General features: G+C 64.0%; 17 protein-coding genes and 1 pseudogene. 7 read left to right on the forward strand and 11 right to left on the reverse strand.

Going from position 1 to position 17,642, the window contains the following annotated elements; all coding sequences use genetic code 11:
* Window positions 1-450, reverse strand: a complete 450-nt coding sequence (locus AKJ09_RS49910; RefSeq protein WP_146654927.1) for an Rrf2 family transcriptional regulator — start codon at window positions 448-450, stop codon at window positions 1-3.
* Between the two features lie 240 nt (window positions 451-690).
* Between AKJ09_RS49910 and AKJ09_RS49915 the strand changes: the two genes are divergently transcribed.
* The 5 genes from AKJ09_RS49915 (at window position 691) to AKJ09_RS49930 (ending at window position 3,931) form a co-directional block, all read left to right on the forward strand.
* A complete protein-coding gene (locus AKJ09_RS49915) occupies window positions 691-1,503 on the forward strand; it encodes a hypothetical protein (RefSeq protein WP_146654928.1) in 813 nt (270 codons plus the stop codon).
* 295 nt (window positions 1,504-1,798) lie between these two features.
* A complete protein-coding gene (locus AKJ09_RS49920) occupies window positions 1,799-2,143 on the forward strand; it encodes a hypothetical protein (protein WP_146654929.1) in 345 nt (114 codons plus the stop codon).
* The gene (locus AKJ09_RS53940; protein ID WP_169928627.1) at window positions 2,140-3,054 is read left to right on the forward strand and encodes an HNH endonuclease; all 915 of its coding nucleotides are present in this window, start codon (window positions 2,140-2,142) and stop codon (window positions 3,052-3,054) included. Before AKJ09_RS49920 ends, AKJ09_RS53940 begins: the two co-directional genes overlap by 4 nt.
* 52 nt (window positions 3,055-3,106) lie before the next feature.
* Window positions 3,107-3,250, forward strand: a complete 144-nt coding sequence (locus tag AKJ09_RS56570; protein WP_169928628.1) for a RuvA C-terminal domain-containing protein — start codon at window positions 3,107-3,109, stop codon at window positions 3,248-3,250.
* A gap of 168 nt (window positions 3,251-3,418) precedes the next feature.
* Window positions 3,419-3,931, forward strand: a complete 513-nt coding sequence (locus tag AKJ09_RS49930; RefSeq protein WP_146654931.1) for a hypothetical protein — start codon at window positions 3,419-3,421, stop codon at window positions 3,929-3,931.
* Between the two features lie 60 nt (window positions 3,932-3,991).
* Here the strand turns inward: AKJ09_RS49930 and AKJ09_RS49935 are convergent, their stop codons facing one another.
* From AKJ09_RS49935 to AKJ09_RS49965, 6 genes and pseudogenes are all read right to left on the reverse strand, one after another.
* Window positions 3,992-5,011: a formylglycine-generating enzyme family protein gene (locus tag AKJ09_RS49935; RefSeq protein WP_146654932.1), complete on the reverse strand. Its 1,020-nt coding sequence runs from the start codon at window positions 5,009-5,011 to the stop codon at window positions 3,992-3,994.
* A 12-nt stretch (window positions 5,012-5,023) separates the two neighbouring features.
* Window positions 5,024-6,037, reverse strand: a complete 1,014-nt coding sequence (locus tag AKJ09_RS49940; RefSeq protein ID WP_146654933.1) for a formylglycine-generating enzyme family protein — start codon at window positions 6,035-6,037, stop codon at window positions 5,024-5,026.
* A 169-nt stretch (window positions 6,038-6,206) separates the two neighbouring features.
* Window positions 6,207-7,237, reverse strand: a pseudogene (locus AKJ09_RS56485) (formylglycine-generating enzyme family protein).
* Window positions 7,238-7,253: 16 nt separating this feature from the next.
* On the reverse strand, window positions 7,254-8,390 hold the full coding sequence (locus tag AKJ09_RS53950) for a formylglycine-generating enzyme family protein (RefSeq protein WP_338035047.1): 1,137 nt from the start codon (window positions 8,388-8,390) through the stop codon (window positions 7,254-7,256).
* Window positions 8,288-10,063 (reverse strand): hypothetical protein, encoded by a 1,776-nt coding sequence (locus tag AKJ09_RS53955; protein ID WP_169928633.1) that lies wholly within the window; start codon window positions 10,061-10,063, stop codon window positions 8,288-8,290. Before AKJ09_RS53955 ends, AKJ09_RS53950 begins: the two co-directional genes overlap by 103 nt.
* 1,059 nt (window positions 10,064-11,122) lie before the next feature.
* Window positions 11,123-11,749, reverse strand: coding sequence for a TetR/AcrR family transcriptional regulator (locus AKJ09_RS49965; RefSeq protein ID WP_146654937.1), 627 nt, complete (start codon window positions 11,747-11,749; stop codon window positions 11,123-11,125).
* 181 nt (window positions 11,750-11,930) lie between these two features.
* On the opposite strand from AKJ09_RS49965, the gene AKJ09_RS49970 reads away from it, so the two are divergent.
* Together AKJ09_RS49970 and AKJ09_RS49975 are read left to right on the forward strand one after the other, a co-directional pair.
* Window positions 11,931-13,148 carry a TCR/Tet family MFS transporter gene (locus tag AKJ09_RS49970; protein WP_146654938.1) on the forward strand — a complete coding sequence of 406 codons (1,218 nt, stop codon included), beginning with the start codon at window positions 11,931-11,933 and terminating at the stop codon, window positions 13,146-13,148.
* A 335-nt stretch (window positions 13,149-13,483) separates the two neighbouring features.
* Complete coding sequence (locus AKJ09_RS49975) at window positions 13,484-14,962, forward strand: HNH endonuclease (protein WP_146654939.1); 1,479 nt, start codon at window positions 13,484-13,486, stop codon at window positions 14,960-14,962.
* A 52-nt stretch (window positions 14,963-15,014) separates the two neighbouring features.
* On the opposite strand, the gene AKJ09_RS49980 is transcribed toward AKJ09_RS49975, so the two are convergent.
* From AKJ09_RS49980 to AKJ09_RS49995, 4 genes are all read right to left on the reverse strand, one after another.
* Entirely contained in the window at window positions 15,015-15,194 is a 180-nt protein-coding gene (locus tag AKJ09_RS49980; protein WP_146654940.1) for a hypothetical protein, read from the reverse strand.
* A 144-nt stretch (window positions 15,195-15,338) separates the two neighbouring features.
* Window positions 15,339-15,608: a hypothetical protein gene (locus tag AKJ09_RS49985; protein WP_146654941.1), complete on the reverse strand. Its 270-nt coding sequence runs from the start codon at window positions 15,606-15,608 to the stop codon at window positions 15,339-15,341.
* Window positions 15,609-15,615: 7 nt separating this feature from the next.
* A complete protein-coding gene (locus AKJ09_RS49990) occupies window positions 15,616-15,894 on the reverse strand; it encodes a hypothetical protein (RefSeq protein ID WP_146654942.1) in 279 nt (92 codons plus the stop codon).
* Between the two features lie 9 nt (window positions 15,895-15,903).
* The gene (locus tag AKJ09_RS49995) at window positions 15,904-17,577 is read right to left on the reverse strand and encodes a hypothetical protein (protein WP_146654943.1); all 1,674 of its coding nucleotides are present in this window, start codon (window positions 17,575-17,577) and stop codon (window positions 15,904-15,906) included.
* Between the last annotated feature and the right edge of the window lie 65 nt (window positions 17,578-17,642).

A 17,642-nucleotide genomic window follows, 5' to 3' on the forward strand; every position in this document is an offset into this window, starting at 1 on the left:
TCACGCGCTCTCTTGCGCTCTGGGCCGTCGCTTCGCTTGCCGACGAACGTCGGTGGCGACATCGGCCAACGAAACGTTTCCTAGATGCGAGACGAGACGCGCCTCGGCCTCGGCGAGGGCTGTCCCCACGGCTCGATTGACGGCCTGCTCGATGAGGCAACGAGGCTTCTCGTCGCGATGACCGAAGCTGAACGGCCCAGCCGTTCCGAGCGCCTGATAAACGTCTGCCAGCGTCACGGCGGACAACTCTCGGGTCAGCGCCCAACCTCCGCCGTGCCCCTTCTCCGCCCGCACGATTCCCGCCCCCCGCAGCTTCGCCAGCGTGCGACGCAAGACGACGGGGTTTGCCTCGAGCATCTCCGCGAGCGCTTCCGACGTCATCACCTCGCCCCGGTCGCTCATGTGCAAAAGCACGTGAAGCGCGACCGAGAACCGACTGTCCCGTCTCATGCCACTTCATATGTATCCTGATGCGTCGGCGTCAAGTGGCTCCTCGCGGCGGCGCTCGTCATGATCAACCCGCGTGAGATGCAGAGATCACAGGCGCTGTTCGCTTTCGAGCTCGATGCCCCGATCCACGTGCGCGCGGTGAGGTGGTCCCCAGCGGCCGTCGTCCGACCCCGAATGACGGCGAAAACGAGTGCCTTGGTGTGTTCAGAGGTCGGGCACACGATGTGCTTGGTCGGCGGAATGACCAATCGTGTTTGCCGGATCGTCGGAAGCTTGGGACTCGTGACGTCGTTCGCACTCGTGGCGTGCTCGGGGGGCGACTCGGCGACGGACGACGAGCAGAGCACCTCGGCGCTCAATACCGTGCACATGCGATGCGACAAGCCCGTCGATGGCAAGACGGAGTTCGACGCCCCGTCGTCCGGTCATGACTTGACCAGCGCCGATATCGCCAGAATGTGCCCGAACGACGCGCCGTTCGAGGCCAATCGGTCGTGCAGCCCGAACGTTACAACCGCCCTCAAGGCGGTTGCCGCCCGCTTCAAGGGTGGGTCCGTCACGCTCTCGCAAGACGTGCTGCTGGATCGACGCTACGACGCCGCCGGCATGTACCGCGGCCACGTCGGTTTCGGCGTGGGGGACCTCACTCCACACTCGATCTATTACGGCTTGGGGGCCATGACATGCGGAGTGGCGGCCGTGCGCGGAGGCCAAACGTCGATCCTCAAAGGGAGCTACCGCATCGAATCGCTCCGCAGCGAATGCGATTTCGACACGGGCCGGCTCACCAACCTCGAGTTCCGTCTCCCTGATCAAGGAGCGGCGTCGCAGGTCGTCCTTTACTGCTCGAGCGTGTCGTCCGCCGAACCGGGAGGCCTCGTCCTCACGGACAACGGCGGCAAACGCTTTGGGGCCTCGACGCCGAACGAAGAGGCGTCTTCTCCTCAGAGCACTTGCGCCGGAAAAGGCTATTCGTGTTCATTCCAGGATTGCTGTGCGCCGTATGAGTGCACGCTCGCTGCCCAAAGCGACAGACCACCGACCTGCCGCTGACGCCCAAAGCGCAATACTGTTCACTTAGGGAGATCTCTTTGACCGCGGTTTGGCGCTATCGGGCGTCGTTGCTCATCTCGATCTTCACGCCGCGAGGGAAGCGTCGTTTTGAGCCGCGCGGAGGCAGGATGAAGCGTTCGAGCTCGAGAGCGATGAAACGGCCACTACGTCGTGCGGCATTACAAAATGCATTTGCCAAGAAAGAAGAACGTCAATTGACTTGCGAACGCATATTATGTGATTAGATTTTCAGGCTCGAGCTCGCAGGGTGTAGGGGGCGACCAGGGAGGGGCGTATGAACGAACGGGATCGGGCCGAGGGCGAACCGCTCACTGGGCAGACGCGGCAGGCGTGCCAGGCGTGGCAGACGTGGCGTCGGACCGTGGACGAGTGGCTGTGCGAGAAGATTGGCAGCGGAGGAGAGCCGGCGAGAGGCTTCGTCCATGCGGACGCGGCGCCGAGACTTCTCGCGGAGGTCTCGAATGAAGATATTCTCCTCGATGTGAAGTCGTTCGTCGGCACGGAGAGGCGGTCGCTCGCAAGGGTGATCGTCTATCTCGTCGAGATCGAAGAGCGTCGAATCCATCTCGAGCTCGCGTGTTCTCGATGTTCGACTTTTGCACGCGAAGGCTCGGCTTGAGCGAGGGAGAAGCGTTTCGACGGCTCGCGGCGGCGCGTCTCGTTCGGCGTTTGCCAGTGCTGCTCGATGCCATTGCCTCGGGACAAATCCATCTCTCGAGTCTCGTGCTTCTGCGTGACGTTCTCACGGAGAGCAATGTCGACGAGATCGTCGCCGCCGCGAGCGGCAAGACGAAGCGCGAGGTGGAGCAGCTCGTGGCACGAATGGCGCCGAAGCCCGACGTCGAAGGGTCGATTCGGAAGCTGCCGGATCGTCGGCCGTCTTCTTCGACCACTTCGTCGCAGGCGCCCACACCAAGCCGCGTGCCGCCATCGCAGCTACAGGCCATCGCGGAGCGGCGCTACAAAGTACAACTCACTGCCAACGAGGTTCTTCGCGACAAGCTGGAGCTCGCGCGTGCTCTCATGAGTCACCAAAATCCGAGTGGAGATCTCGCGATCATCGTCGAACGCGCCGTCGAGCTGCTGATCGAGAAACTCTCGAAAGAGAAACTCGGTACGACCTCGCGAACGCGCCGAAGCAAGCCGTCGGCGAAGCACGGGTATGTGACACGCGCGGCCCGACGGGAAGCGTTCGAGCGTGACGGTATGCAATGTTCGTTCGTGGGCGCAAACGGCGAACGGTGTCCGGCCCGCTCGTTTCTCGAGCTCGACCACGTGACGCCCCGCGCGCTCGGCGGCAGCGGCGAAGCCGAGAACCTTCGCGTCCTTTGCCGAGCGCACAACGGCGACGCTGCCGAGCGCGTGTTCGGTCGCGCGCACGTCGAAGCCCGGATCCGGACCTTCCGAAAGCGCTCTACGCGAAGGCCCCGATCGCAACGCACCGTCCGCCGGACCGCCCAACGTTTCCCAGCGCAAGTGCAACGACGCGAGAGCAGCCACCTCTACGGCGTCGACGTCGCCCGTCGGTGAGACGAGCCACGTCGCGCCCGAGCAGACGCAAGACGGCGATGCGCGGAAGCACGTGCGCACCGCGCTGCTCTCGCTGGGCTTCCGTGGCTCTGAAGCCGACCGCGCTCTCCTCGTGATCGACCGAAAAGAGTTCGACGAGCCGTGGCGGCGGCCGATCGAGACACTCGTCCGTGAAGCGCTCGGTATCCTCACGTGAATGGACAACGACGACCGCAAACGCAGGGCCCACGCCGAAGGTCTCCGCGAAGTGACCGGCATTGGCAGAAAGCGACCTGGCGCTCCGCGAGCCCTTCTCGGCCCGCGCGCAGGCGGTAGATCGATCACGGACTTGGGGCAGGGCGCGACTCGATTACAATGACGAGCGATGTCCCCGGTGCGCATCTCCGTCGCCAACCTCTGGACGTCCCGTACCGCAGACTCGGGCGGCACCGAGCGAGAGCCTCTGTCCCGACTTGGTGAACGACGAAACTCGCGGCATGTTCACGGTACGCTGACCATCGAGATCGCCGGAAGATCCGTTCCCCACCTCGGATACTTCGGCCCCGACGACGTCTGCTTGAACACGTGGCTCGTGGAGCTGTGCAACGTGGTCAACGCGCTCGCTCAGCCGGCCGGGAAGTACACCTTCGATGAGGGCGAAGAGGGCCAACCGGCTTTCGATTTCGAGCGCGTTGGGGATGACGTCACGTTCTCTATCGACGACTCCTTGTTGGCCGATGGCGCAGCCAATCCCGAATGGCAGCGGGTTCGATTCCCGTACCAAGACCTCCGCGCCTCCGTGCGTACTCTTCTCGATGAGATTCGGGAGGAGCTTCGTCGGGAAGCCCCTCGTGCGTGGGAGCAGTGGTGGCCGCGCGAGGCTCGCCTCACCACGTAGCTGGACCCCGACGAACGATTCGGGTGACGAGCTCGCAGGCTAGCGCGGTCGTCGTTCGAGTCAGTGTTCGAGCGTGCGGACGAGCCGAACGGTCATCCCGGGGATGGCTATGCCCCTTGTGTTTTCGCATCGACGCGACGCCGTCACCGACGCCGTGCTCACATGGCATGACGAGCCGCCGCCTCGGATCACGCCGTTTCGAGGCGACTCGATTCGCGGATCCGGATCGGTGAGCGGCTCCGTGCCGTACCCGAGGCCCTCGAAGGTGTCGTTGCACCACTCCATGGCATTGCCGAGCATGTCGTAGAGGCCCCAGCCATTCGGGTCTTTGAGCCCCACCGGGTGCATCACACTCTGACCGGTCTTCGGCTTGCCCGAGTTGAAGCAATACCAGGCGATGCGGTCGACCGTTTCGTCGAAGTAGCACGACGAACGCGTCGGATCTTTGGGCGGAGGGCGAATGTTGCCTGCGTACGTCGCCGTCGTGGTGCCAGCGCGTGCCGCGTATTCCCACTCGGCCTCCATCGGTAGTCGGTAGCCCTTGCACTCGTAGAGTGAAGGGGTCCGGCTCGCGACGGAAGTGCAGTTGAAGTTGCCCTCCCCCGTACGAACGTCATGCCCGGCGCCGACGGTACCGGTGCAATTCGTGAGGTCGTAGCACTCCGGCAACCCCTCCGAGCGAGACCGCGCGTTGGCGTAGGCGGCCGCCTCGTAAAAGTCGATGTTCCCAACGGCACACCGCCCCTCGAGGCAATCACTCACGATATGATCGGGCGCACTGAGAACGGCGCTGGGGTTGGGAAAGCCCATGGCAACCCACTCATCCTGCGTCGTCTCGTACTGCTGAATCATGAAGGGGTGCGTCAGCGTCACCTGCACCTGATCTTCGTCATTGAGCGCGCGGCCTGGCTGGTCAGGAGGCGATCCCATCGTGAAGGTTCCGGCGGGAATGCGACACCACCCGTTGCGGCAGTCCGCTCGGATGGTCTCGTCCGACGACGCCCCATTCGCCAAATCCGACGAACACGACAACAACACGAGGGCGATGAATGCACACGTCGATCTGCTCGAGAATCGCATCGAGATCGAGGGCTATGGGTTGAGGGAGCGGACGAGCCGGAAGCTCATTCCCGGAATCGCCATCGATCTCGGATATTCGCAGCGACGCGACGTTGTCACCGACGCGGTGTTCGTGTGGCACGCAGCACCGCCTCCACGGACGACGCCACTTCTTGGGGAGTCTATTCGGGGGTCGGGATCGGTGAGCGGTCCCCTTCCGTAGCCGAGGCCATCGAACGCGTCGTTGCACCACTCCGTGGCATTGCCGAGGACGTCGTACAGGCCCCAGCCATTCGGCTCTTTCAGGCCAACCGGGTGCATCACACTTTGCCCCGTCTTCTGGCGGCCCGAATTGAAGCAGTACCAAGCGATGCGGTCGAGCGTTTCGTCCAAGTAGCACGAGCGCGTCGGATCGTCGGGAGGCGGGCGGATCGTCCCCGCGTACGTCGCCGTCGACGTGCCAGCGCGCGCCGCGTACTCCCACTCGGCCTCCATCGGAAGGCGATAGCCCTTACACTCGTACAGAGAACGTTCCCTGCTCGTCACCGACGCACATTGGAAATCGTTCGGGCTAGGCCGATCACCGTGCCCCCCACCGGGCACGCCAGTGCAACCGTCGAGTTGGTAGCACTCGGGCAGTCCCTCCGAGCGCGATCTCGCATTGGCATAGGCGACCGCCTCGTAGAAGTCGATGTTGCCGACCGGACATCGCTCATCGAGGCAATCGCTCACGGCACGATCGGCCGGAGGAACGGTGCTGGGATTGGGAAAACCGACCGCAGTCCACTCGGACTGCGTTGTTTCGTACTGCTGAATCACGAACGCATGGGTGATCGTGACCTGTACTTGGTTCTCGTCGTTGAGTCCTCGCTCCGGCTGATCAGCAGGAGATCCCATGGTGAAGGTTCCGGCAGGAATGCGACACCACCCATCACGACAGTCCGCCTTGACAATGCGTGCCTCCGACTCGCGGATCCCCGAGTCGGAGGCACAAGACAGCAAGAAGGCGGCCATGAATGCGCACTTCAATGCGCTCGAGTGCGGCATTCGTCGTTCACACCAAACGCTACGCCGCTAGCAGTGAACTTGATACAGCGATTATTTGGCGCCTCGCTCGCAGCGTCCCGAGCTGAACGACACGGCACCGCGGAGCCCTCGTGATCGGGCGCACGCCCGAGTGAGATGGAAGAGTCCGAGAGGACTCGAGCGTGTCGAGTCAGTGATCGAGTGTGCGGACGAGCCGAACACCCATCCCTGGAATTGCCACGACGCGCGCGCTTTCGCATCGGCGCGACGCCGTCACCGACAACGTGCTCACGTGGCACACAGGGCCGCCTCCGCGGAGGACGCCATTGCGAGGCGAGTCCATTCGAGGATCGGGATCGGTGAGCGGCTCCTTGCCGTAGCCGAGGCCATTGAAGGCGTCGTTGCACCACTCCATGGCATTGCCGAGGATGTCGTAGAGACCCCAGCCATTCGGCTCTTTGAGCCCCACCGGGTGCATCACACTCTGGCCAGTCTTCAGCTCGCCCGAGTTGAAACAATACCAGGCGATCTGGTCGACGGTTTCGTCGAAGTAGCACGATGACCGCGTCGGATCGTCGGCGGAGGGCGGATGTTGCCCGCATACGTCGCGGTCGTGGTGCCCGCGCGCGCCGCGTATTCCCACTCGGCGTCCATCGGCAGTCGGTAGCCTTTGCACTCGTAAAGAGATCCATGTCGGCTCGTCACGGATGCGCAGGTGAAGTCGCTCGGGCGTGGCCGCGGACCGTGCCCGCCCCCCAGCACGCCGGTGCAGTCATCGAGTTGATAGCATTCGGGCAGTCCCTCGGAACGCGAACGAGCGTTGGCGTACGCGACCGCCTCGTAGAAGTCGATCCCCCCGACGGGGCACTTCTCGTCGAGACAGTCGCTCGCAAAAGAGTCGGCAGGCAACGGCGTCGAGCTGGGATTGGAAAGACCGACGGCGACCCATTCAGCCTGCGTCGTTTCGTACTGCTGAATCATGAACGGGTGAGTCAGCGTCACCTGCACCTGATCTTCGTCATTGAGCGCGCGGCCTGGCTGGTCGGGAGGCGATCCCATCGTGAAGGTTCCGGCGGGGATGCGACACCATCCGTTGCGGCAGTCCGCTCGGATGGCGTCCTCCGAGGATAGGCGCCCCCCGGATTCAGGCGCGCACGAGACCAGCGCCACTGCGAGAAGCGCGAGGGGCGATAGGTCGAGGGCGTCGCACGGGCGAGTCATCGAATAGCGCCTGATACTAGGAAGGCCCGCGTGGTCCCTTGACGCTTCGGACGAGGCGGAACCCAATGCCCGGAGTCGCGACCCACCGCGCGCTCTCGCATCGATGAGAGGCGGTAGTGCCCGAGGCGTAGGCTCCGCACGGTCCACCACCGCTGCCGCGCATCACCCCATTGGGGAGCAAATCGAAGTTCGGGCTCGGGTCGGTCAGTGGTCCAGGGCCGTAGCCGAGACCATTGAATGCGTCGTTGCACCATTCGATGGCATTTCCGAGCATATCATACAGGCCCCACCCATTCGGCTCTTTGAGCCCGACAGGTTGCATGACCGCAAGCGAGTCCGTCTTCCGGCCAGAGTTGTTACAATACCAAGCAATGGGCTCGAGCGTCTGATCGCGGTAACAGCTCCAGGGATCGACCGATTTCGGCACCGAGAGCTCACCAGCGTACGTCGCAGTCGTCGTGCCGGCCCTCGCCGCGTACTCCCATTCGGCTTCCATAGGGAGGCGAAAGCCCTCACAGTCGTAGAGTGATGGTGTTCGGCTCGCGACGGAAGTGCATTGGAAGTCGCCCTTTCCCGTACGAGCGTCATGCCCGGCACCGACGGTGCCCGTGCAACTCGTGAGATCATAACACTCCGGCAGGCCCTCCGCCCGGGAGCGGGCGTTCGCGTAAGCCGCGGCCTCGAAGAAGTCGACGCTTCCAACGGGACACCGAGGACCAAGGCAATCACTCACGATCGTGTCAGGCGCGGTAGTGGCTTTGCTGGGGTTCTGGAACCCCAACGCCATCCATTCCTCCTGAGTGGTCTCGTACTGCTGAATGACGAAGTCCCGGGTCAGGGTTACCTGTACCTGATCTTCGTCGTTCATCGCGCGTCCCGGCTGGGTGAGCGGAGAGCCCATGGTGAAGCTCCCCGCACGAACCAGGCACCACTGATCTCTGCAGTCTGCCTTGACGATCCTCGACGTTGCGGATGGAACGGCTGAGTCAGAACAACACACGGAGACGGCAACCGTTACGAGCGTGGCGATGCCGGTGGAGAATGAGCGCATCAGTGGTTGATGCCAAACTTTGGACCGTCGAGCCGGAAGCGGTCGTATCGAGGATCCCCCGGACCGTAGTGGTCGCGCGCCGCCTTGTCGTAGATGGCCCATGAGCCCGCGTTTTCTACCAACGTGCCGTTCCAAATTCGAGCGTCGCTCGGGTTGTCTTCCACGAGCTTCATGATCGCGAAGAGATGGTCGAGAGGCGTGCGTTCGGCGCTCGGGGCGGTGTTGATGGACCAGTAGAACCCGAGGAAGTCGTATTCGGTCGAGCGGCCGTCTGCCGTTGCCGGACAGTACGTGTCGGACCACTTGATCGGCGTCTGACGAACGTTCACGATCTTGCCTCCGGGGGGAAGTACCGTGCCAGTGGGCTCTCTGAAGTGCTTGTAGTACTGGAAGCGCGGCGCGGCCGCAGCAGGATCGTTCCACATGCGTGTGGCGAAGAACTGTCCGAATCCTTCCACGGAGCCCATCGAATACACCTCCTGCGACTGGAGGCAATGGAGTCGGTTTCCTGCCGGGACGACGAACGAGCAATTGCATCCGAGTGGGATGTTCGCGCCGCTGTCCGAGACAGCGTACGGATTGGTCCAATCAGGGGGTGAAGGAATCGTCCCGTGGGATTCGCGTTCCACGTAGTGACCGAGCTCGTGGGCAATCACGAACTTGTAGTAGGCGTTATTTTCGTTCGCCGGTGCACCGTCGTTGGGGCAGATGTCGATGCCGTTCGTGTTGAGGAGTGCGCCCACCTTCTGCCCCTGGGTGACACAGCCGTCCGGCACGTCGTGAAGCCGGATGGTGTAGCTCGCGGGTTTGATGCCCTCCTGATCCATTCGCAGGAGTCGCGAAGCGGTGGCGGCGGCGTTTCCCGCAAGACCTCCGGTGATGCGGACGTTCAATCCCGGCGAGGTCCCTTCGAGCACCCACACGAGCGTTTGAAAGCTCAGGGCCCAGCTCACGGGCGCCATGTCCCCGGCGGCATTTTTTTGCTGGATGTCGACGTACGTCGAATGGAACCCGTCCGCTCCGACGCGGTGCATCGACGACGTCACCACCAGAGAGTATTTCCCCTTCACGATCGCGAGCTCCGGCGTGCACCCGTCGGCGTCGAGCCATCCCGTCCAGATGGACTCGCGTTTGACCTTTCCGTTCGGCAAGAGGATCGTCAGCCCGCTTCCGAAGAGCGATGCTTTCATGAAGGAGGCAGGGATGGCGCTGTTGCCGTACGTCTCGCCACGATTGCCATCGCGGAAGTCCGGTTCGATGGCGGCGCAGACCTTACGGCTCCCCGTGAGCTCGGTGGGCACGAAGTGCCAGTCGATCGCCTTCGGCGGATAGAAGTAGGCGTCGAGATCCTCACGCGGCCCGAACGCCGGACGACCGTACCCGAAGGGTCCTCCCAGGCGATACCCGCCGACGACCTCGTATTCCGGCCCTTTCGGCACGCCAAACTGCATGTCTTGCCAGGTACCGTCGGCCAGGAGAATGCGTCCCGTGGTCGGCTGCTCGAGATCCGTCAGATGTGGCGAGAGCGCTGCGAAGTAATCGTCCGGGCTTGCGTAGTTGACCTCGTTGAGAAGCGAATCCGCTCCGCGCTCCCCGTTGAAGCGCACGGCCGTATAGCCGGGCGCAAACTGGTAATAGATGTTCGTGGTCGCCAGGCGAAAGGCATCGTCACCACCGTTCGGAATGAACTCGACGTGGAAGAGTCCTTCGTGCGCCGTCGGCTGCGACGGGATGTCTGGTGGAGTGATCGTCTCCAGCCAATCTTGACCGACCACCGCCCCATGGGCGCCGCTAGCGCGTCGTCGGCGGCGGCCCCGGCAGTGAGTGTTTGGGGCACGCACGGTGCGCCCGTAACCTCGCGGCACGGGGGGATGGTGATGGTGCGAAGGTTCTTGGCGACGGTGCGTCCGTCCGGCGTCCACGCCACGATTCGGAGAACGCCAGGCACCGACGTCCCGGTATCGTTTCGGAATAGGACGCCTTGCGGCCCATTCGTGAACGGCGAGACCATCGTCGGATTCTGCCAGCTCATCCTGATGGCGATTCGCCGGCTCGCAGTGTCTGCCCTCTCACGCGGTGAGCGGTCGAAGAGCTGTGCGTCGTTGACGCTGTCGCCGGCGGTGTCGATGCCACCTGCCAGAAGGATGCGCGACGTCCCGAGCGGAGTCGCGGTGTGCCAAGCGCGAGCAGTCGGAAGATGGCCGATCGGGTGCCAAGACGAGGTCGTGCTCAGGCTGTAGATCGCTCCGGTCGACACGGGCAGCGAGGCCGCATCGAGCCCTCCCGTGAGGTACATGCCACCATCCGCATAGAGCGAGCTTGCGGCCATCCGCGCCGGGAAAGGCGCTCGCAAGGCAGACGTGCGCCACACCCCGGTCGGCGGGTTGTAGAGCTCCACCGCATCGGTCGGCGCAAGTGTCGCGTCGTCCGAGTACCCCGCCGCGATGAGGACGGTTCCATCCGGCAGCCGACGCCCGCTGTAGTCACAGCGCGGTGCTGCGAGGCTCGCGGTCGAAGACCAGCTGTTCGCGCTCGGTGTGTACACTTCGCCGCGGCCGTACAGCCAGTCCCTGCGCTCGTCCTTCCACCGGGAACGAGCACGCGTCCGTCGCTCAGCGTCGTGCTCGCAATGCGCAGCCGTGCGAGACCGCAACCGTCAATCCCTCGACGGCGCGTACAATACATTTGCCCTTTGCCATTTCAAATATTGCGATTCGTTAATTCGAACGAATCACTGAATGGTTGGGCTTGAATTGAATGAGTGACGTTGCGTAGTGCCACTCGTGGATTTGGCTGAGGCTCGATGTCGCGCAACGTTCGGCGATATCGAAGGGCTAAACGCGGACGCCCTTCTCGAGCATCTCGAACGCGCGGTCGCACGTGCGTCGGAGCTTTCGCTTCACCGTGGTGGCCGTTCCGCCCTTGAGGACCGCGGAGCTGGCGTCCTCGAACAGGACGCGCTCGATGGCCATCACCAAGGCGGCGACGGTGCGCGGGATGGGATCTTCTTTCGAGGCGCCTAGCTTCTCGGCAATCGCCACGGCGAGGGCCGCCTCGGTCTTGTCGACCATGAGCCGCAAGCGGGCGCGCAGCGCGGGGCTGCCCTCGATGGTCCGCAGGAACTGCCCGTTGCTTTCGACCATGTGCGGAATCGCATCGGTGTCGATGGCCGTGCGGAAGCCGCGGTGCAAGGCCTCGACGATCGACTCGCCTTCTTTGCGCTCACGGACGAAGCGGCGGTGGGCCTCGATGATCTCCCCTTCCCGGTCGAAGAAGAGATCTTCCTTCGTCTCGAAGTAGTTGAAGAGGGTGGCGACCGAGACCTCCGCCGCGGCGGCGATTTCCGCCACGGTCACGGCCTCGAAGCCCCGCTCGTTGAACATCTTCGTTGCGATGTGGGAGATCGCCAGGCGCGTCTTCGCCTTCTTGCGCTCGCGCAGGCTGAGCTCGTCGTTGGCCATCGCCGGCCAATCTAGCGCCGCGCGCCCGAAAGTCACTCCACGATTGGAGCTTGCTTAACTTTAGAGTCACTCTAAGATTGGAACCAGTCGAGACTGGCGAGCCGAGCCTGCGTGGCGTGCGGCAAGGCCGTCCTCTGACCCATACCCGGGCTCGTCGCCGATGCGCCGTGCCGCTTCCGCCATGAATAAGTCTCTCATCGTCATCTTCTCTACGATTGCCCTCGACGCTGTCGGGATTGGCCTGATCTTTCCCATTCTGCCGCGTCTCATCGAACATGTGACGCGCGAGGCCAATGTCGCGCCCTATATCGGCATCATGACCGCGCTCTACGCGGCGATGCAGTTCGTCTTCGCGCCGGTCCTCGGAGCGTTGAGTGATCGTCTGGGTCGACGTCCCGTTCTCCTCGTCTCGCTCGCCGGCGCCGCCTTCAACTACGTGGTGATGGCCTTTGCCCCGCAGCTCTGGATGCTGCTCCTCGGCCGAGCCATCGCCGGGGTGACGAGCGCCAACATCTCCGTGGCCACGGCCTACATCACGGACATCTCGCGAGAGGACGAGCGTGCACGCCGCTTCGGTCTCTTCAATGCCATGTTCGGCATTGGCTTCATCGTCGGCCCCGTCATCGGCGGAGTGCTCGGCGACTACGGGCTACGACTTCCCTTCCTCGCGGCTGCTGCGCTGAACGCGGGCAATCTGCTTCTCGCCTTCTTCGCACTTCCCGAGTCGCGAAAACCGAGCGAAGGGAAACTCGACTTCGCCGAGCTCAATCCGCTGCGCCCGCTGCGCTGGGTCTTTTCGATGAAGGACCTCATGCCGGTGGTGGTGGTGTTCTTCCTCCTGGCCACGACGGGTGAAGCCTACGGCACCTGCTGGGCCCTCTGGGGGAGCGACACCTTCCATTGGAACGGCCTCTGGATTGGCCTCTCCCTCGGCACCTTCGGCATCTGCCAAGTCCTCTCCCAAGCGCTCCTCCCCGGCCCTGCCGTCAAACTCCTCGGCGAGCGCGGCGCCATCTTGACCGGCATCGCCGGAAGTTGTGTAGCGCTGCTCCTCCTGGCCTTCGCGAAGCAAGGGTGGATGGTCTTTGCGACCATGCCCCTCGTCGCCCTCGGCGGCATCGGCACTCCCGCCTTGCAATCCCACGCCACGCGCCTCGTCGACGACGCCCGCCAGGGCCAATTCCAGGGTGTCCTCGCCTCGGCCGTCAGCTTCGCGTCAATCGTCGGCCCGCTGGCGTTCTCGACCTCGTACTTCGTCGTGCAGAAGGAGTGGCCGGGAGCGATTTGGCTGTCGGCGCTGGTCGTCTATGTCGTCGCAATCCCGTTGGTGCTGATCCTCCGATTCCGCACGCCCGAACCGAACGCGGGTGTCGGTGCTCCTGAGCACGCGACCGAGTGACCACCGAAGCAGATGCCCTCCCCCGTCCGCGCGACCGATCCCCGAGCACCGATTTGGCGGGAGGCCCCCGGCGAAGCGGGCGGATGGGGGCGGTTGGCCGTTGTCGGTCGTCGTTGCTCATCCGCTCTTGACGGCGCGAGGGAAGCGTCATTGAGCGGCGCGGGCGGCAGGATGAAGCGTTCGAGCGCACGAGCGATGAAATCGCACATACATCGCTCGCATTTCAGAATGCACCTATCAGAACCAAATCCGATCAAATGACTTGCGAATGACCATTATGTGATTAGAACCAGGACTCGAGCTCGCAGTGTGTGGGGGCGACCAGGGAGGGGCGTATGAGCGAACGGGATCGGGCCGGGGGCGAGCAGCTCGACGGGCAGGCGTGCCAGGCGTGGCGTCTGACCGTGGGCGAGTGGCTGTGCGGGAAGGTTCGCGGCGGAGGCGAGCGGACGAGCGACGAGGCGAGAGGCTGCGTGGGTGCGGACACGGCGACGAGAGCTCTCGCGGAGATGTCGAATGAAGAGATTCTCGTCGTTCTGAAGTCGTTCATCGGCACGGAGAGGCAGTCGGTCGCGAGGGTGATCGTCTATCTCGTCGAGGTCGAAGAGCGCCGGATCCATCTCGGGCTCGGATGTTCGTCAATGTTCGACTTTTGCACGCGCAAACTCGGCTTCAGCGAGGGAGAAGCGTTTCGAAGACTGACGGCGGCGCGTCTCGTTCGGCGTTTGCCAGTGCTGCTGGGTGCCATCGCCTCGGGACGAATCCATCTCTCGAGTCTCGTGCTCCTGCGTGACCTTCTCACGGAGGCGAATGTCGACGAGGTGATCGGCGCCACGAGCGGCAAGACTAAACGCGAGGTCGAGGAGCTCGTGGCGCGAATGGCGCCGAAGCCCGACGTCGAAGGGTCGATTCGGAAGCTGCCGGATCGTCGGCCGTCTTCGGCCACGTTGTCGGGAGAAGGGTTGACGACGGCGTCGCAAGCCCCCATACCGAGCCGAGTGCCGCCACCGCAGCTACAGGCCATCGCGGAGCGGCGCTATAGAGTCCAGCTCACGGCCAGTGAGGTTCTTCGCGACAAGCTGGAGCTCGCGCGTGCTCTCATGAGTCACCAAAATCCGAATGGGGATCTCGCGGTCGTCGTCGAACGAGCCGTCGAGCTGCTCATCGAGAAGCTATCGAAGGAGAAGCTCGGCACGAGCTCGCGAGCGCGCCTTCGCAAGCCCTCGGCTAAGCACGGATACGTGACGCGCGCGGCCCGGCGAGAAGCGTTCGAGCGTGACGGCATGCAATGTTCGTTCGTCGGCGAGAACGGCGAACGGTGTCCAGCTCGCTGCTTTCTCGAAATCGACCACGTGACGCCGCGGGCACTGGGCGGCAGTGGCGAGGCCGAGAACCTTCGCGTCCTATGCCGAGCGCACAACCGTGACGCTGCCGAGCGTGTGTTCGGTCGCGCCCATGTCGAAGCCCGGATCCGCAGTCCCCGTCCGGGTCCCTCGGTCCGAGGAGATCGCAGCACGCCATTCTCTGGACCGGTCGACTTCTCCCAGCGAAAGCTCGAAGCAACGAGAGCAACCAACGCCACGACGTCGCCATCGTCCATCGGTGGCCTTGCCCTCGAGACGAGCCACATCGCGCACGAGCACACGCAAGACCGCGACGCGCGAAAACACGTGCGCGACGCGCTGCTCACGCTGGGCTTCCGTGGCGCCGAAACCGACCGCGCGCTCCTCATGCTCGACCGAAACGATTGCGACCAGTCGTGGCGGCGGCCGATCGAGACACTCGTTCGTGAAGCCCTCGGCATCCTGACATGACTCGCTCATGAGACCGCTGCTCGCTTGCGCTCGACTTCGCCATCCCTGACGGTCAGCGAGGGGCCGGCGTGCCCGCGAGAAGGTCCGCTTCTACCGCTCGGAGAAAGGCGCGCGCGGTCGCGTCCGAGCAGTTTAGTTGGTAGAGCTTCGCGAGATCGACGTCGCTCGTGAGGCCGAGGCGAATCGCTTCGAGGTATTCATCCTTCGTCCCCCCGAGAGCGTTCGTCTTCACGATGTAGAGCGCACCGCCGCCCCCCCATTGGGTCAGGACACATGATTACGTGATACGTCAATGCTCGTAGGAGAGCTTGCCATCGGGTGCTGGTCATCCTTCCCCTCATGGCACGACATGTGACGTGGCAGTTTCCACGCCGCTTCACGCAGGCGGCTCGGCGACGAGCGCGGCTTCCACGGCGCGCAGAAAGGCGCGCGAGATCGCGTCCGAATGATTCAGAACGTAGAGCTTCTGAAGGTCGACGTCGCTCGCGAGTCCGATGCGAATCGCCTCGATGTATTCGTCTTTCGCTGCTCCGAGTGCGCCCTTGCGAGCGATCCGCGCAGCGTGGGCAACGCCATCCATCGGGTCGTAGTTCATGCACACGCCATACGTGAGCACGCGCAGAAGCGACTGCCGTCTCGTCGTCATGGATTGCTTAGCGAGGGGCAGGAGTACCGGCGAGAAGGTCGGCTTCCACGGCTCGGAGAAAGGCGCGTGCGGTCGCGTCTGAGTGGTTGAGATGGTAGAGCTTCGCAAAGTCGACGTCGCTCGCGAGGCCAAGGCGAATGGCCTCGAGGTATTCATCTTTCGTTCCTCCAAGGGCCTTCGTCTTCACGATGTAGAGTGCGCCGCCGACCTCCCCCATCGGATCGCGACACATGATTGCGTGGTACGTCAGTGCTCGTAGGAGAGCTTGCCAGCGCGTCGTCGTCATCGTTCCCTCTCACGGCACCAAGTGTGACGTGCCGGATTCCTTGTTTCTAACTTCCACGCCCGAAATCTCCAGGCCTTGTGCCTTGAGTGTTGTGAGCGCTTGGTCTGTGTAGCTTGCGTCGGGCATATAATGACCGCTCGCGTTTGATATGGAGACGAGCCTGCCGTCGATCACCGTGAGCTCACCGGCAGCGGCGACGGGCAAGCCCCCCGCCAGTGTCGAGTGATGAAATATCCCTGGCTCCTGGACCTTCGATGCGAAGATCTCTCCGCGCGCATTCATGACGAATATCGCGGCGTGCCGACCACCGTGCGAGTTTGCCGAACGCGTGTCGAATGGCTGACCGTCGGCGTCGACGAGGCGCTTCTCGAGTTTTCCGCCGACGTTGACGTCACGGATCTCCAGCTTGAATCGCGCTCGCTCGGCAGCGGTTCTGCAATAGCCAACCTGCCTGCCCTCCCAGATCTTGTTTCCTGGCACATCCTCACCGTGAAATTCGCTCAGCATCGGCGTTGTCTTGAGCGTACCTGCTTCGTTGAAGCCGCGGATGTCGTGAACTTTGGCGGCCGGTGCCGTCGAGGTTCTTGCCGGCGCGTTGGCCGAGCCCGCCCGGGGAGCGCCCGCCGGGTAAGCGGGCCGCTTGTCGGTAGGTTTCGGGGCTCTCCGATCCGTCCGGTGAGCCTCGATGAGGACGCCAGCGCCGCCCGCGACGCCTTCCACCGCGTTGCCGACGCCGCCGGCGGCGCGCATCCGCTGCACGTCGCCGTTGCCGAGCCAGACGGCGAGAAGCGTTCCGAGCGTCGACCCGGGATTGGCGGCCGCGAGCTTTTGCTCGCGCTCGTACGCCTCGACGCCCTCCGCCGTGCTGACGACACCGTCGAGGCCGATGGTCTTTTGCGTGCGAGCAGCCTCATGCTCCGCGACGGTCGTCGCCAAGGCGGCGCCGGCGACGAGCTGACGGCGCCTTGCCGCGAGGAAGTCGACGGAGTCACTCTCGCTCGCAGGCCTCGTGTCGTGGAGACGTGCGAGCTCGCGGCGTAGCAGATCCTTCTGGACGTTCGGCTCAGCGCGGTAAAGATCGACGAGCGCATCGAATCCCTTGGTTTGCAGGATCGTCGCGTCGCGAACGCTCCGAAGGTACGCCGCGCCTCCATCGGCCTCGAGCTCGCTACGCGGGACGCCGCCGCCTGCGTGCGTCCAGAGATAAGCGCGCGCCACCTCCTTGGACGTGGCCGTGGTTGGATCGAGGCGTGCCTGCGGCGGCGCAATGCCAGCGCGCTCGGCCATCGTCGTCCACTCGGCGCGCAGAGACGCGAGCCTCGCCTTCACCGCGCTCGTGATGGCGGGCGCGTGTCCAGCGACAGACTCGCTTTCGAGCCGGAGGATCTCGTTCGTCAGTCCCGAGAGCTCGCTGAACCGTCGCTCTGGATGGACGACGGCCGCGATCTCGGGCGCGACCATCGACAACGACGCGGACGAGGACGAGCGAGCCGCACTCGACTGTGCCGACGCAAACGCGACGCTCGCGGCCGACGCCCCTCCACCAACCGCCGAAAGGTCCTTCGACCAAGGCGCCTCCGTGCGGACCTTGTCGCTCTTCGCGCTCTCGCGCGGCGCGCTTGGCTCGAACGTATCCTGCCAGCGGCGCGCTCGACTCTCCGTGACCTCGCCAGGTCCAGCCATGCCCGGCCCATCGGCCGACGCGCCGAGGAGGTTGCGCGAAATCGCGCGCGTCAGTGCACGTCACC

Source organism: Labilithrix luteola (assembly GCF_001263205.1).
GTDB classification, from domain to species: Bacteria; Myxococcota_A; Polyangia; order Polyangiales; family Polyangiaceae; genus Labilithrix; species Labilithrix luteola.

Bases quoted from the DNA above. Each gene is read 5' to 3' on its own strand.
- AKJ09_RS49910 (WP_146654927.1), bottom strand. From the start codon at position 450: ATGAGACGGGACAGTCGGTTCTCGGTCGCGCTTCACGTGCTTTTGCAC.
- AKJ09_RS49915 (WP_146654928.1), top strand. From the start codon at position 691: ATGACCAATCGTGTTTGCCGGATCGTCGGAAGCTTGGGACTCGTGACG.
- AKJ09_RS49920 (WP_146654929.1), top strand. From the start codon at position 1,799: ATGAACGAACGGGATCGGGCCGAGGGCGAACCGCTCACTGGGCAGACG.
- AKJ09_RS49930 (WP_146654931.1), top strand. From the start codon at position 3,419: ATGTCCCCGGTGCGCATCTCCGTCGCCAACCTCTGGACGTCCCGTACC.
- AKJ09_RS49935 (WP_146654932.1), bottom strand. From the start codon at position 5,011: ATGCGATTCTCGAGCAGATCGACGTGTGCATTCATCGCCCTCGTGTTG.
- AKJ09_RS49940 (WP_146654933.1), bottom strand. From the start codon at position 6,037: ATGCCGCACTCGAGCGCATTGAAGTGCGCATTCATGGCCGCCTTCTTG.
- AKJ09_RS53950 (WP_338035047.1), bottom strand. From the start codon at position 8,390: ATGGGCCATCTACGACAAGGCGGCGCGCGACCACTACGGTCCGGGGGA.
- AKJ09_RS49965 (WP_146654937.1), bottom strand. From the start codon at position 11,749: ATGGCCAACGACGAGCTCAGCCTGCGCGAGCGCAAGAAGGCGAAGACG.
- AKJ09_RS49970 (WP_146654938.1), top strand. From the start codon at position 11,931: ATGAATAAGTCTCTCATCGTCATCTTCTCTACGATTGCCCTCGACGCT.
- AKJ09_RS49975 (WP_146654939.1), top strand. From the start codon at position 13,484: ATGAGCGAACGGGATCGGGCCGGGGGCGAGCAGCTCGACGGGCAGGCG.
- AKJ09_RS49985 (WP_146654941.1), bottom strand. From the start codon at position 15,608: ATGACGACGAGACGGCAGTCGCTTCTGCGCGTGCTCACGTATGGCGTG.
- AKJ09_RS49990 (WP_146654942.1), bottom strand. From the start codon at position 15,894: ATGACGACGACGCGCTGGCAAGCTCTCCTACGAGCACTGACGTACCAC.
- AKJ09_RS49995 (WP_146654943.1), bottom strand. From the start codon at position 17,577: ATGGCTGGACCTGGCGAGGTCACGGAGAGTCGAGCGCGCCGCTGGCAG.